This is a genomic window from Streptacidiphilus melanogenes (assembly GCF_000787835.1).
GTDB classification, from domain to species: Bacteria; Actinomycetota; Actinomycetes; order Streptomycetales; family Streptomycetaceae; genus Streptacidiphilus; species Streptacidiphilus melanogenes.
This window is the reverse complement of sequence record NZ_BBPP01000087.1, coordinates 1-12,981: the sequence shown is the minus strand read 5'-3', so window position 1 is coordinate 12,981 and position 12,981 is coordinate 1. Positions and strand designations below refer to the sequence as shown.

Sequence of the window (12,981 nt, the reverse complement as noted above, 5' to 3'; positions counted from 1 at the left end):
CGCGGACGCGATCGACCTGGACGTGGAGCAGAACGTGCTGACCGTCAAGGCCGAACGCCGCCCCACGCAGCGCGGCGACGGCGCCGAGGTCCAGGTCTCCGAACGGCCGCTCGGGGTGTTCTCCCGGCAGCTGTTCCTCGGCGACACCCTCGACACCGACAAGATCAGCGCCGCCTACGAGGCCGGTGTGCTCACCCTCACGATCCCGGTTGCCGAGACCGCCAAGCCCCGCAAGATCCAGATCAGCGGCGGCAGCGACCGCAAGGAACTCCAGGCCTGACCCCATCGGGCCTGGTGCCCCCAAGGAAACGGTGCCGCGCGGGCGGACTCCCCCCGACCGCCCGCGCGGCACCCCGACAAGCCGCCCCGCCCCAGAAGGTGCGGGCCATCAAGCTCCAGGCCCGACCTAGGCCCTCGGGCCTGGAACCCCCAGGAAAGGGTCGGGTGCCGCGCGGACCGACGGGTTTCTCCCCGGGGCCCGTCGTGCGGCACCCCCGTCACCTGCGAGGTGCACCCCATGACCGCGCAGACCACCGAAGCCGTCCAGGCGTCCGTCGACGAGGCGTTCTGGGACCTGGTCCTCGCCGACCCGGAGCTGGCCGCGGCCGAGTTCGCCGCCCTCACCCACCCCGACACCGACGTCCCGCCCCCGGATGCCCCGCCGCCTGCGGACGGCCGGCCAGGACCGTCCCCCGGGTCGACTCGGCGCCTGGCCCCTCCCTGCGGCCGGTCGCCGACCGGTGACCACCGGACGGTCCCGGCGTGGGCTGAGGGCACGGTCCGCAGCCCGCCGCTCCGCACGCAAGAGCAAGCCACCGGCGTGGGCCGGAGCCGGCCATGACGCGCGAACCCCCTGGGCCGCCACCGGACCCGTACCGGGTGCTCGGTGTTGAGCCCGGAGCCCGCCAGGCCGAGGTCCGGCGCGCCTACCGGGCCCGGGCCAAGTCCTTGCACCCGGACACCAACCCCCGCCCCGACGCGCCCGACCACCTCGCCCGCGTCGTGGACGCCTACCGGCGCCTGATCCAGCAGGACGCCGATCGGACCGCCCCGCCACCCGACCCGGCCACGCAGCCGCCACCGTCGACGCACAGTCCGCGGCCGCGCGGAGCAACCATCGTGGCGGGACCGGTCCGCATCCAACCCCTGCCCCCGGCCTGAAACCGGGGGCAGGCCCCACGGCTTTCGTGGGAGGTGAAGGAACCGTGATCACCGAGCTGGCTGTGGAACGGGTGGAGTTCACCTGCGGGCACTGCTGGCGCCAGTGGAGCGTCGACTTCGACGTCCAGCGCCACACCGGGCCCGACAGCGCCGAATGGGAGTACTTCGCCCTCGACGGTCACCCCTCTGAATCCCCCTACACTCCGCGCGGCGCCCTGCCCTGTCCCGGATGCGGCCGCCACTGGGTCGGCCGGCTGCTGGCTCGCCGCCCCGTTCCCGTCCCACCCGGCCCAGGCGGCACCCCCCGCGAGGCGGTCACCGACCCGGTGGGCCACCGCCCCGAACGCCGCCACGCGCCGATGCTCGCCGCCCGCGACCACCGCCAGCCCGTCCAGCCCGGCCCACCCGGCCCGGGCAGCTGGACCGACACCGCACCGACCACCCAGGCCAGCGATCGGGGGCCACGATGACCACCCCGCACGAGCTCGCCTGCGCCGCCGCCGACCAGGTCCGCGCACTGACCGAGCACACCGCCCGCCCCGGCGCCTACCCGTACCCCACCGACGCCCACCACACCCTCGGCGCGCTGGCCGGCCTGCTCGAACAACTCCCCCTCACGCTCCACCAGGCTGCGGCCGCGCTCAACGCGATGCCCGAGAACCAGCTCGCCGTCCTGTCCGACCCACCGGTCCCCGCCCGGGTGCAGGCCCAGATCGCCGTCGAACTCGGCCAGGCCATCGCCGCCGCCCAGGAGGCCGCCGCCCACCTGCGCCGCGCCCAGCACGCTGCCGCCGAACTCGTCTACACCGGCCCCATCGGTCTGTGACCGGCCCCGCCCGGAAGGAGGCGGCCATGAACCCCTCAGGCAGCCCGGGCTCCCGGTATGTCCACCGAGATCTGCCACCTGCTCGCGGCGGTCGTGTGTCAGATTGCTGGCCCGGCCGACATCGCCGCGACACCGCGCCGGCCTGGGCGACAGTCCTGCACCGAGCGCTGGGCCAGGTGAAGCCGCCGCAGGAGCTGCACATCGGCCTCGCAGGAGTGGACGTTTCACCGCGGCGGGACGTCAGCCGCCCCGACCTTCTTCGCAAGTGGGCTATTGATCACGGGCAGATGGGGTAGGCGCGAGGGATTCGGAGGAAGGAGGCGTACTGCGATGCAGAAGCCAAGACCTGGGGGTGGCCGGGCCGCTCGGTTCCCGGGTGGCGCGAAGCCAGCCGTTGAGCCTGGGGGCGTGCGGGTCGGCGCGGCACAGCGGCCCGCGGATTCGGGTCTCGCAGTGACCGCCGTCAAGGCGCCCGCCTCCGCCGCGAGAGCCACAACGGACCCAGGGCGCTCCGTGAGCGATGACGACCGGCTTCGTCACATCATCTGTGTACGTTGCTATCCCGCCTTTGACGGCGCCAGCGAAGCTCCGCAGGACGCGATTTGCCTTTGCGGCAAGCCCGTGCGGGTCGGGGAACGGCGTCCGGAGGGGAGTGCGATGCAGTGCGTCATCTGCAACGAGCTACGCGGTGATCACGAACGGGAAAAGCATCCGACCGAACACTAGGAACCGTTCCGTGCCCTGCTGAACTGCTCGACCGGCATCTGCACCCCCTGCCATCGCCCCCTGCCCAGACAGCGCAGACACCCAGCCCAAGCGAGATCCAAACAGAACTGGAGGACAGCTTCGAGGGCTAGGGGCCTTCCGATGGGCTGTCCGGCGGGGCGGTGAGGTGGTCCCAGACGTTGGTGATCCGCAGCATGCGCTGCATGGAGGGCGGCGGGTTGTCCAGGTACAGGGTGGCACCCAGGGCGCTTGTGCGCCTGTGGATCATGAGGAGCGCCGAGAGGCCGGACGAGTCGATGCACGCCAGGCTGCTGAAATCCAGTCGAACCTGCCATAGGGGTTTGTCGTTCGAAGCCAGAGCCGTGATGACGGTGTCGGTCAGCCCCGAACAGGTGTCGAAGTCGAGTTCGCCGTTGATGTGAACGGTCAAGGTGGCTCGTTCGCGGTGCAGAGTGAGGGTGAGCTCGGTGGGCGGTAGGTGGTTCATGCCAGGGCGCTCGTGTCGTAGTGGGTGACAAGACCAGGCGTGTGTTGGTGTAGGGCCGTGGTGCCCTGCCCGAGCAGGTGAAGACTGCGAGGGAAGTCATGGAGCTGTTCGGCCAGGACCTCCAGTGCGGCGGCCAGGGAGCGTGCCGGGACCTTCCGGGCGTCGAGGATATCGGCGGTCCAGGTCAGAAAATCGGTGAAGAGATCGCAGTCGTCGACGTAGAGGGCGGTCGCCAGGAAGTCGACGATGTGCGCGAGGTCCTCCGCGGTGCGTTCGCGTTGGAGGTCGCTGTAGTCGCGCATCGCGGGGACGCGGTCCTCTAGGTTGGCGAGGGCCTGCTTGACCAGCGTGGCCCGGGTTCGGGTCACGAGTGTGTACTCCTGGTCGGCCAGGTGTGGCAGATCGTCGACCGCCTGGCGGATGGTTGACGGGTCCGGTCGGGAAGAGTGCTTCTGGAGGAGAGCGAGGGCACCGCGGGCGTCCGCTGCCCACCCGTCGGCGTGCAGGGCCCGCGCGTAGCGGCCGTCCGGGCCGAAGGCGCGGCCGCCGGCGAGGACGGGGACTCCGACGGCTTGGCAGGCGGTGATGGCGGCGTGGGCGGCGGGCAGGTGGGTGGGGATCGATCCGGACAACAGGACCGCGTCGGGGTTGACTCGGTGGAGGTGCGCGATCAGGTGCGGGGTGGGGGTCTGCGCTCCGAGGTAGTCGACCTTCCATCCGTGGAGCACGAGGACCTCGGCGACGAGCCGGGCCGGCAGTGCATGCCATTCCCCGTCCACGCAGGTCACGATCACCCGCCCGCGATGTCCCGTGTCGGGTGCGCCGTCGGGGTGGTGGGCAAGCAGGGCAATGACGCGCTCATTGATGGCGGTGGCGGCGTGTTCCTGGGCGACGGTGATGCGGTCGGCGGCCCACTCGACGCCAATCCTTGCTTGAACCGGGGCGATCACCTCCAGCAGCAGCGTCTCGGCCGACACGCCGGCGGCCACCGAAGTGATCACTATCCGGGCTGCAGCGTGTTCGTCGCCCTCGGCCACGGCGTGCCACAGCCGGTCCGCCAGAACGGATGGGGCGGGCGCGTGGCTCACCGGGCGCTCCTCCTGCCGACGGGGATCACGATGCCCTGCCCATGAGTGACGGTCAGTGATCGTGGGTTCGGCGCGCTGATGGCCACAACGGCCATGTCGTCGTGGGCCGCCCTGCCGATCCACTGGGTGGCCAGCATCTGGATCCGCTCCACGACAGCTTCGGCGGGCATGCCTGAGCACTCCGCCAAGGCCCGTTGCAGGCGCCGCTCGCCGAAGAACTCGTCACCCAGCGGGCCGCCGCGGGCCTCGGTGATGCCGTCGGTGTACAGCAGGCAGGTTTCGCCGGGGCCGAGCACCGTGTCCACGGTCCGGGCGGCGACCTCCGGCAGCGCACCGACCAGGGTCCCGGAGGTGGGTGTCTCCTCGACGGCTCCGTCGGCGCGGACGATCAGCGGTGGCAGATGCCCGGCACTGGTAAGGCGCAGTTGTGTTTCGTCTCCCTGGCGTCGGACGGAGGCCAGCACGAGGGTCGCGAAGCGTGTGTGGTGAGAGGTCAGCAACGCTCCGTTGAGCAGTTGCAGCACGCGCTGATGGTCGTCGGCCAGGGGGAGCAGGGCGTGCAGGGTGTTGCGGATTTTTCCGGTGAGCACGGCGGCATCCAGACCTTTGCCCGCGACGTCGCCGAGCAAGACGAGGGTCTCCTGGGTGGGAGTAGCCGCCGGGTGGATGTCGTAGAAGTCGCCGCCGACACGCTCGTGCTCCATCGCGGCTCGGTAGCTGCCTGCGTATTCCACCCCGTGCACGGTGTGCAGCGCGGGAGGCAGCAGGTCCTGGAGGAGAGTTGTGGTGATCGCGGCTTGTTCGCCGTACAGACGGGCGGCCGACAGGGCGGCGCCGGCCCGTGCGGCGAACAGGCGGGCGAAGACCTCTTCACCCTCGGTGAAGGCCTGTTCGGTGCTTGACCGCAGCAGGATCAGGGCTCCGGCGGGGACGCCGTGGCCGGGCAGAGGGGTGACGATGACGGATCCGACCGGGCCGGTGAACGTGTTGGGAACCGCCCAGCCGGGAATCTCGTCGGGGTTGATCCAGCGGGCCGGCACCGGGGGAAAACCCTGCAGTGCCTCGGCAAGGCCGGGCACGCTGGCCATTTGGACGTTCTGCAGGCTCTGGACGACGGGACCGCCCCGTCCCGCGTGGGTCAGCTGGAGGCGTCGGCCCTGTGGCGGCGCCACGAGAACAGCGGCGTCGGCGAGGTGCTGGACGGCCATGGCGGCGGTCACCTCCATGCACCGCTGCAGATTCAAGGTGGACAACAGCGCGCTGGAGGCTCGGGAAAGGATCGCAGAACGCGACTGCGCGTCCTCCAATGCGGTCTCAGCCAGACGCCGGTCGGTGTCGTCGACCAGCCACCACACAACGTCGCCGTCGGTAGCCGGCGTGGGATGGGCTTCGAAGAAGCGACCGTTGATGTGCCCGTAGTGCGGCTTCGACCGGCGTTCGCGGGTCTGCGCGCCGAAGTCCCGGTGGGCGTCGTAGAGCCATGCGGGGACCTGTTCCTCCAGCCGGTCTCCGCTCCGCGCCCCGGGCAGCAGACGTCCGGCCGCGTTGTTGACCGCCACCACGGTTCCGTCGGGTCCCGCGACCAGTACCGGGTAAGGGGCGTCGCCCCATGTCGCACCGACACTGATGTCAGCGTCCGAGGACCGCAGGGAAGATCGGGGGGAAGTCGTCACAAGCGCAGGCACGCATCGTGCGCACCTCACCACCCTCCAGCGAATAGGCGACATAGGTCCTCGGTAACCGTCGCCCACCTGGCCACTTGGATGCAAGCCAGCCGGAAGAGCAACACGAAAGCGTCACAACTCGGCCGCGTCCCCGGCCCTATGACGCCGGCCGGCACCCGCACGTATCGCGCCGCAGGCGCTCGGTCGCAGTCGTCCTTGGTCACGGAAACGCGGCCTCGACGAACGCTCACGCTGCGTGCAGGCTCGAGAAGGTCAGGGGCGTGCGAGGGCTTCGGGCACGGTGGCGGCGAGGTCGAGGGCTGCGTCGGCGCCCGTGATGCGCAGGAGCCTGACCATGGCGCGGCCAGGGGCGACCAGGATCAGTGAGCGCTGCAGAGCCAGGGCGCTGCGTCGGGTTCGCAGGAGGGTGTTCAGGCCGCTGGAATCGCAGAAGGTGACGGCGGTGCAGTCGATGACGAGGCGGCTTGCGTCGGCACGGTCCAAGGCCTGTTCCAATGTGGTCTGCAGTTGCGCGGTGGTGTCGTGGTCGAGTTCACCCGCGACGTGGACGACGGTGCCGCGCGGATCATCGGTCACGGCTATGGTCAGTCGCTGAGGATCGGCAACGGGGTTGTCCATGGCGGCCTTCCGGATGATGGGCGACGGTTCCAGGGTCGGCTCGACACATTCTAGAGATCACACGACAGCCTTGGTTGTCACAACGGGCGCTCCCGCCAAGCCGCCGAAGGGCGCCGCACCCGGCGGCGGGCGGACATCCTCGGATGTGGCCGCCTGTGCAGATGGGACCTCTGCGCAGGCCCAGGCGACTTGGCCCGGACTCGGGGCTGAGCCCAGCAGGGTGAGCGCATGGATTGCGGAAAACGGGGTAGACGCGGCCTCGTTGTGTGCGGTTTGGATCTTGGAGGGGAAAGTACCGTGCCTGTCGAAGCCATCCAGCAGACCCGCGTCGAGACCCGCGAAGCCTGCGGCTCGGACCAGTTGCCGGCGCGGCCCGAGGACTGGTCGGGGATGACGGTCGGTGAGGTCCGCCAGATGACAGATGTGCTGTTCGTGCGGCTACGGAGTCTGGAGGAGGGAACCAAGGAGTACTCCTACGTTCGCAACACACTGGTGGAGCTGAACATGGGCCTGGTGCGGCACGTGGCGACCCGCTTTGCGCACCGCAGCGAGTCATTGGACGACATCGTGCAGGTGGGTGTCATCGGACTGATCAAGGCGATCAACCGGTTCGAGCCTGAGCGGGGGCTGGAGTTCGTCACCTACGCGCTCCCGACCATCACCGGTGAGATCAAGCGCCACTTCCGGGACACCAGCTGGGCCGTCCACGTGCCGCGGCGTCTGCAGGAGCTGCGGATCGAACTCGCTCGCGCAAGTGAGGCCCTGCACAGTGAACTTGGACGCGAGCCCACCACCACCGAGCTCGCCGACAAGATGGGCATCACCCCCACGGAGGTGATCCAGGGACAGATCGCGGCCAACGCCTATACCGCCGGCACCCTGGAGACACCCAGCGGTGACGATAACGACCATTCCCTCCACGAGCGTCTCGGCCAGGCGGAGCCGGCGCTGGAGACGATAGAGAATGTCCTGTCCCTCAAGGGCGCGGTGGCCCGGTTGTCCGAGCGCGAGCGCACCATCTTGCGCATGCGCTTCGTTGAGGAACTGACCCAGACTCAGATCGGGCAGCGCATCGGCATCTCACAGATGCAGGTCTCCCGGCTCCTCGCCGCCATCCTCGCCACTCTCCGCCAAAGTCTTACCGCCTGATGGGGCAGATGCCCGCAAGCCGAGGAGACGTTGTGGACCTGTACGCGCCACTGACGATGAGGGTTGCCGATGAAGGATGGGCCACGACCCGGCTGCGCTGCACCCTGCACTACACCGTCACCGACCCCTACGGCGTGCAGCTGTGCTTCCCCACCGTGGACGCGGGGGAGGCGCCGATCGTGTGGACGCTGTCGCGGGAGCTGCTGAGAGCCGGTCTGGACGGGCTGGCCGGCGACGGGGACGTCGTCTGCTCCCCGCGCGGACGCCATCGCACGGTGGTGATGCTGCGTGGCCGCCATGACCACGTGGCCTTGACGCTGCGCAGCGCATGCCTACGGGAGTTCCTCACCAGAACCTATCGGCTCGTGCCTGTGGGGGCCGAGTCGGGGCTGGTCGATTGGGACCTGCTGGCCCGGCAACTATGCAGCAGCACCCACTGAGGGAATCGAAGAGGAGAGCCTTGTCCGCCGTGGTTCCGCTTGTCCGATTCCTTCGGCTTCCTGAAGCCGGCTCACCCTTGGAGGCGTGGGGCTATGCTCCCGTTGACCGTGATTGACGTCCCGATCCGCAGGGGAGACGCTGCCCATGAACGAGCGGACAGCCGACACCAGCAGGCGCCCCGCGGGGGCCCGATGGCCGGCCGCGCCCGACTACGCCTCCCCTCCGTCGGCTGCCGGCACCACATGGCCGACGGCCGCACGCGCGGGACGGGGGCCGATATGAGCGCCCCGGAAACCGACCGTGTCGCCATGCCCGCCCGCCAGGTGCGCCGCCTCTCACTTCAAGCTGTTGCCGCCCCGGTCGGCCGCGCCCGGGACTTCACCCGGCGGGCCCTGACCGACTGGCACTGGCAGAGCACCGACCCGGCTGGCGCAGAGGCCGTCGAGGATGTCCTGCTGGTGGTGTCCGAACTCGTCGCCAACGCCAGCGCCCACGGTGGGGGAGCCATCGAGATCGCCGTCGTGATCGACGGCTACCGGCTGACGGTCTCGGTCACGGACACCGATCCGCGCCCGCCCGCCCCGCGCCCGGCTACCCCGTCCCGCCCTGGAGGGCACGGCCTGCACGTCGTCGAACTCCTCGCCGCGGCCTGGGGCACCACGCCCGGCCCCCACGGGAAGACCGTGTGGGCCACCTTCCACGGCTGAAGCAGCGCCGCCTGGCCAGGAGTCCGGCGAGCGGTGCCTGTGGCGAGAGGCGCCGGACGGGGCTCTCAGTTCACCCTTTTGGCTCGTCGGGGCGGAGCGGAGTCGTCGCAGTACCCAGGAAGAAGCTGTCGATGCTGTGGACGGCAGCGGTGAAGTCGTCGAGGTTGACCGGCTTGGTCACATACGCGTTGGCGTGGCGATGGTAGGCGGTGGTGACATCCCCCGGGGTGCTCGAGGTGGTCAGCACGACCACGGGGATGGAGCGCAGCTCGGGGTCGGCCTTGAGGACGTCCAGGAGCTCCCAGCCGTTCATGCGCGGCATGTTCAGGTCCAGCACGATCAAGTCGGGGCTTTGGACGTCGCCGGAGCGCAGGTGGTCCAGGGCGGCGATGCCGTCCTGGACGCGGGTGATGCTGCGGGCCAGGCCTTTCTCCTCCAGCGCGTCGGTGATCAGCAGGGCGTCGGCCGCGTCGTCCTCCACCAGGAGGATGTCGCGCGGGGCGCCGTGAAGGAGGGGCATCGGATGTCCAGTCTGCGGTGTGGGGGAGTGCGGGTCAGGTTGGGAGGATGCCGGGCCAGCGGCGCCGGGCGCCCTGGCGGGTCATGCCGCTGGCCAGCCCGAGGTCGGGGTAGCCGGCGCCCTTGGAAGCAGCCTCCTGAGCGGCGGCGTCCGCGAGGCGCTGCAGCGCCTCGCGAAGATGGCCGGCACAGTGCAGGACGGCCAACTCCTGGCCGTCGTGCTGGGCTTCCTCGCGAACGCGGAAGCATTGCTGCGCCATGCGCTGCACGACGTCGCGGGCGTAGGTGTCCGCGAGGGCGGTGATCTCCTGCTCGTTCAGCAGGGCGTCGAAGTGCTTTCCCGGCATGACCACCACCATAGGGACCGCATGCATGTCCTGACAACAACAGTTGTCACATGTGTAGAGTGACCGCCCAAAGACGAGAGCGTCGAAGCGCAGGACAAGAGAAGGGGACGGCGGTGAAATCCGGACAGCCCGCGCGGGTATGGACGTTGAGGCGATGGCTGCGGGCCGGCGTCGGCGCGGCCGCCGCGGTACTGATCGCGCTCGGATGGGTGGTGACCTGGACTCTCGCGCGGTCCTCGACCGCGACGGACGAGCTTGTCAACCGCATCGCGCCGGCCCAGAACGCCGCCCTGGATCTGGAGAACGCCCTGGTCAACCAGGAGACCGGCATCCGCGGCTACGGCCTGACCGGGCAGAAGGCCTTCCTGCAGCCCTACACCAACGGCCTGGCCGCGCAACAGACCGTCACCTCATCCCTGCGCCGACTGACCGCGCACGACGCGCAGCAGACCCGGGACCTCGACCTGGTCCTGGCCCGTGCCTCGGCCTGGCAGCGGCAGATCGCCGACCCCATCGCCGCCGTCCCCGCCGGAGCGCCCATCCCCGGCGCTTCCTCCAGCGCAGACACTGGCAAGCACCTCTTCGACGAACTGCGCACCGCGGCGCACAATCAGCAGCAGCATCTGCAGCAGGCGCAAACTTCCGCGAGCCGGGAGCTGGCTGAGGCTCGAACCCTGCGAACCTGGATCTTGGCCGGGGCCGGCCTGGTCATCACGGCCATGGGCATGATGATCTTCGCTGGCCTGCGCCGCGGCGTCACCACACCTTTGGCCCGGCTGTCGACAGACACCACCCGCGTCGCGCGCGGAGACCACGCCCACCCGATCTCCGAATCCGGTCCCGCGGAGTTGCGTTCCCTGGCCCGGGACATCGAAGCCATGCGCCAGGAACTCGTGCGCGCCCTGGCGGTGTCCGAGGACGCCAGGGCGACTCTGGACGGGCAGGCGCTGGAGCTGCGCCGCTCCAACCAGGAGCTGGAGCAGTTCGCCTACGTCGCCTCCCACGATCTGCAAGAGCCCCTGCGGAAGGTCGCCAGCTTCTGCCAACTCCTCCAACGCCGCTACCAGGGGCAACTCGACGAGCGGGCCGACCAGTACATCGGCTTCGCCGTCGACGGCGCCAACCGCATGCAGGTCATGATCAACGACCTGCTCGAATTCTCCCGCGTCGGCCGCGTCCACCTGGAGCGCAAGCCAGTCGACCTCGAGGACTGCTTCACGAGCGTCGTCGACTCCCTGGCCGTGGCGGTCGAGGAAACCGGCGCGACCATCGAACACAACCCACTGCCGACCGTGCTCGGCGACGCCACCCAACTCACGCTGCTGCTGCAGAACCTGCTCTCCAACGCCCTGAAGTTCCGCACCCCCGGCCGTCCGCCCCAGGTCAATGTGACAGCCGAGCGGGATGCGGGCTGGTGGCGAATGTCGGTCACGGACAACGGCATCGGCATCGACCCCGCCTTCGCCGACCGCGTCTTCCTGATCTTCCAGCGCCTGCACACCAAGGACGCTTACCCTGGCTCCGGCATCGGCCTGGCCATGTGCAAGAAGATCGTCGAGTACCACGGCGGCACCATCACCATCGACACCCAGCACAACGGCGGCGCAAAGATCGACTTCACCCTTCCCGCCGAGCCCCAGACCCAAGCGGACGCAACATGAGCATGCCGCCAAGTCCGTACCGCCTCCTGCTGGTCGAGGACGACCCGGGCGACGCACTGCTGGTCGAGGAACTCCTCAAGGACATCCCCGACCTCCTCTACGACCTGACCTGGGTCACCACCATGGAACAAGCCACCACACACGTGGCGGCGCACCACATGGACTGTGTCCTGCTGGACCTCAACCTCCCCGACAGCCACGGCGTGCCCGCATTGGAGACGATGCTCCAGCACGCGCCACTCACCGCGGTGGTGGTCCTGACCGGCCGCACCGAACCCGGACACGGCACCCTCGCCGTCGCCCACGGAGCCCAGGACTACCTCGTCAAAGGACACGTCGACCCCGACCGCCTGGCCCGCGCCGTGCGCTACGCCGTCCAGCGCAAGCACGTCGAACACACCGCCGTGGAACTGCGCGCCAACCGCATGCGCGCCCAGGAGAACGCCCGCCTCGAACGCGGCCTGCTCCCGACCCCTCTCCTGGACCCCGAGACCTGCCCCGTCCAAGCGACCACCCGCTACCTGCCCAGCCGCGAGCAGGCCCTGCTGGGAGGCGACTTCCTCGACGTCGTCCAACGACCCGACGGAACCGTAGAGGCGGTCATCGGCGACGTCAGCGGCCACGGTCCCGACGAAGCCGCCCTCGGCGTCGCCCTGCGCATCGCCTGGCGCACCCTGGTGATGGCCGGCCACCACGGCACCGAACTCCTCCGCCTGCTGGAACAGGTCCTGGAGGCCGAGAAGCACAACGACTACACCTTCGCCACCTGCGCCGCTCTTACCGTCAGCTCCGATGCCAGTCGCGCGACGGTGCATCTCGCCGGCCACCACGAGCCGGTCCTCATCGACGCCCGTGGCAGCGCACAGGTCTTGCCCGCCGCCACAGGAATCGCGCTCGGCATGCTCCCCGGTCACGCCGACTGGCAGCCGACCCACTTCAACCTCCCTGTAGGGGGCGCACTGCTGCTGTACACCGACGGACTGATCGAGGGTCACACCGATACCGACGAGCGTTTTGGCGCCAACGGGCTGTGCCGGGCGCTGACCGCCATGAATACCCTGCTGCCCGGGGAACAGATGGATCGGCTCCTCGCCCTCACCCGAGACCTGGACGCCGACCGCCACAACGACGACATCGCCATCCTCCACCTCGCCCGGAGGCAACGCTGCACCCGGCATCGGATCTGATGCCCGGTCGGTCGATTACCAGCGCGAACTTCTCTGTGCGTGAGGCTCGTTGTGGCACGATGCCTGCCATGCCACCGTGCCCGTTCCCTGCTGCGCGACCTTGTCCCCGACGCAATCGGTAGGACGGGTCGCGTCCTCGGACCGGCGTAAGTGGCTCGACGAGGGTGCCGCGTGGTGATCGTGTGCCGCCTCGGTGGTGGGTGTCGCCGGGATGCCGTCTCGGGGTCGGCGCCGGGTCGGCGGTTCGAGGATCGCTCACCGGAGGTCTTGCTGCGTGCGCATACCGCATCGGCGAGCACGGCCTCCACGTCGCGGGTGCTCATCCCGCGCACGAACGCGGCGAGGACCAGGGTCTCCAGCGCGTTCTGCACTCCGGCTC

Annotated in this window: 16 protein-coding genes; 10 read left to right on the top strand and 6 right to left on the bottom strand. The window is 69.7% G+C overall.

Features of this window, described 5'->3' with window-relative positions; all coding sequences use genetic code 11:
• The 5 genes from TR49_RS38890 to TR49_RS38870 form a co-directional block, all read left to right on the top strand.
• Positions 1 to 280, top strand: a 280-nt coding sequence (locus TR49_RS38890) for an Hsp20/alpha crystallin family protein (protein ID WP_042391043.1), incomplete at its 5' end; no start/stop codon positions are given.
• 237 nt (positions 281 to 517) lie between these two features.
• Positions 518 to 841, top strand: a complete 324-nt coding sequence (locus tag TR49_RS38885; RefSeq protein ID WP_042391041.1) for a hypothetical protein — start codon at positions 518 to 520, stop codon at positions 839 to 841.
• On the top strand, positions 838 to 1,161 hold the full coding sequence (locus TR49_RS38880; protein ID WP_084725857.1) for a J domain-containing protein: 324 nt from the start codon (positions 838 to 840) through the stop codon (positions 1,159 to 1,161). The genes TR49_RS38885 and TR49_RS38880 overlap by 4 nt, the downstream gene beginning before the upstream one ends.
• Before the next feature lie 44 nt (positions 1,162 to 1,205).
• On the top strand, positions 1,206 to 1,631 hold the full coding sequence (locus TR49_RS38875; RefSeq protein ID WP_063770273.1) for a hypothetical protein: 426 nt from the start codon (positions 1,206 to 1,208) through the stop codon (positions 1,629 to 1,631).
• Positions 1,628 to 1,987 (top strand): hypothetical protein, encoded by a 360-nt coding sequence (locus TR49_RS38870; RefSeq protein WP_042391038.1) that lies wholly within the window; start codon positions 1,628 to 1,630, stop codon positions 1,985 to 1,987. Before TR49_RS38875 ends, TR49_RS38870 begins: the two co-directional genes overlap by 4 nt.
• A gap of 853 nt (positions 1,988 to 2,840) precedes the next feature.
• Here the strand turns inward: TR49_RS38870 and TR49_RS38865 are convergent.
• The 4 genes from TR49_RS38865 to TR49_RS38850 form a co-directional block, all read right to left on the bottom strand.
• Entirely contained in the window at positions 2,841 to 3,200 is a 360-nt protein-coding gene (locus TR49_RS38865) for an STAS domain-containing protein (protein ID WP_042391036.1), read from the bottom strand.
• Positions 3,197 to 4,288: a cobalamin B12-binding domain-containing protein gene (locus tag TR49_RS38860; protein WP_042391034.1), complete on the bottom strand. Its 1,092-nt coding sequence runs from the start codon at positions 4,286 to 4,288 to the stop codon at positions 3,197 to 3,199. The genes TR49_RS38865 and TR49_RS38860 overlap by 4 nt, the downstream gene beginning before the upstream one ends.
• A complete protein-coding gene (locus tag TR49_RS38855) occupies positions 4,285 to 5,961 on the bottom strand; it encodes a PP2C family protein-serine/threonine phosphatase (protein ID WP_439654170.1) in 1,677 nt (558 codons plus the stop codon). The genes TR49_RS38860 and TR49_RS38855 overlap by 4 nt, the downstream gene beginning before the upstream one ends.
• A gap of 264 nt (positions 5,962 to 6,225) precedes the next feature.
• Entirely contained in the window at positions 6,226 to 6,591 is a 366-nt protein-coding gene (locus TR49_RS38850; RefSeq protein ID WP_042391032.1) for an STAS domain-containing protein, read from the bottom strand.
• Positions 6,592 to 6,888: 297 nt separating this feature from the next.
• On the opposite strand from TR49_RS38850, the gene TR49_RS38845 reads away from it, so the two are divergent.
• The 3 genes from TR49_RS38845 to TR49_RS38835 all read left to right on the top strand — a co-directional run bounded on the left by TR49_RS38845 (position 6,889) and on the right by TR49_RS38835 (position 8,888).
• On the top strand, positions 6,889 to 7,740 hold the full coding sequence (locus TR49_RS38845; protein WP_042391029.1) for an RNA polymerase sigma factor SigF: 852 nt from the start codon (positions 6,889 to 6,891) through the stop codon (positions 7,738 to 7,740).
• Positions 7,741 to 7,772: 32 nt separating this feature from the next.
• On the top strand, positions 7,773 to 8,180 hold the full coding sequence (locus TR49_RS38840; protein WP_052434991.1) for an SsgA family sporulation/cell division regulator: 408 nt from the start codon (positions 7,773 to 7,775) through the stop codon (positions 8,178 to 8,180).
• A gap of 279 nt (positions 8,181 to 8,459) precedes the next feature.
• On the top strand, positions 8,460 to 8,888 hold the full coding sequence (locus TR49_RS38835) for an ATP-binding protein (protein WP_236653743.1): 429 nt from the start codon (positions 8,460 to 8,462) through the stop codon (positions 8,886 to 8,888).
• Between the two features lie 70 nt (positions 8,889 to 8,958).
• On the opposite strand, the gene TR49_RS46950 is transcribed toward TR49_RS38835, so the two are convergent.
• Together TR49_RS46950 and TR49_RS46945 are read right to left on the bottom strand one after the other, a co-directional pair.
• Complete coding sequence (locus TR49_RS46950) at positions 8,959 to 9,408, bottom strand: response regulator (RefSeq protein ID WP_042391027.1); 450 nt, start codon at positions 9,406 to 9,408, stop codon at positions 8,959 to 8,961.
• Between the two features lie 34 nt (positions 9,409 to 9,442).
• Positions 9,443 to 9,754, bottom strand: a complete 312-nt coding sequence (locus TR49_RS46945; RefSeq protein WP_152627703.1) for a hypothetical protein — start codon at positions 9,752 to 9,754, stop codon at positions 9,443 to 9,445.
• A 50-nt stretch (positions 9,755 to 9,804) separates the two neighbouring features.
• Here TR49_RS46945 and TR49_RS38820 point away from each other — a divergent pair, with 50 nt between their 5' ends.
• Positions 9,805 to 11,415 carry a sensor histidine kinase gene (locus tag TR49_RS38820; protein WP_084725854.1) on the top strand — a complete coding sequence of 537 codons (1,611 nt, stop codon included), beginning with the start codon at positions 9,805 to 9,807 and terminating at the stop codon, positions 11,413 to 11,415.
• The gene (locus TR49_RS38815; protein WP_042391021.1) at positions 11,412 to 12,602 is read left to right on the top strand and encodes a PP2C family protein-serine/threonine phosphatase; all 1,191 of its coding nucleotides are present in this window, start codon (positions 11,412 to 11,414) and stop codon (positions 12,600 to 12,602) included. The genes TR49_RS38820 and TR49_RS38815 overlap by 4 nt, the downstream gene beginning before the upstream one ends.
• Positions 12,603 to 12,981: the final 379 nt, after the last annotated feature.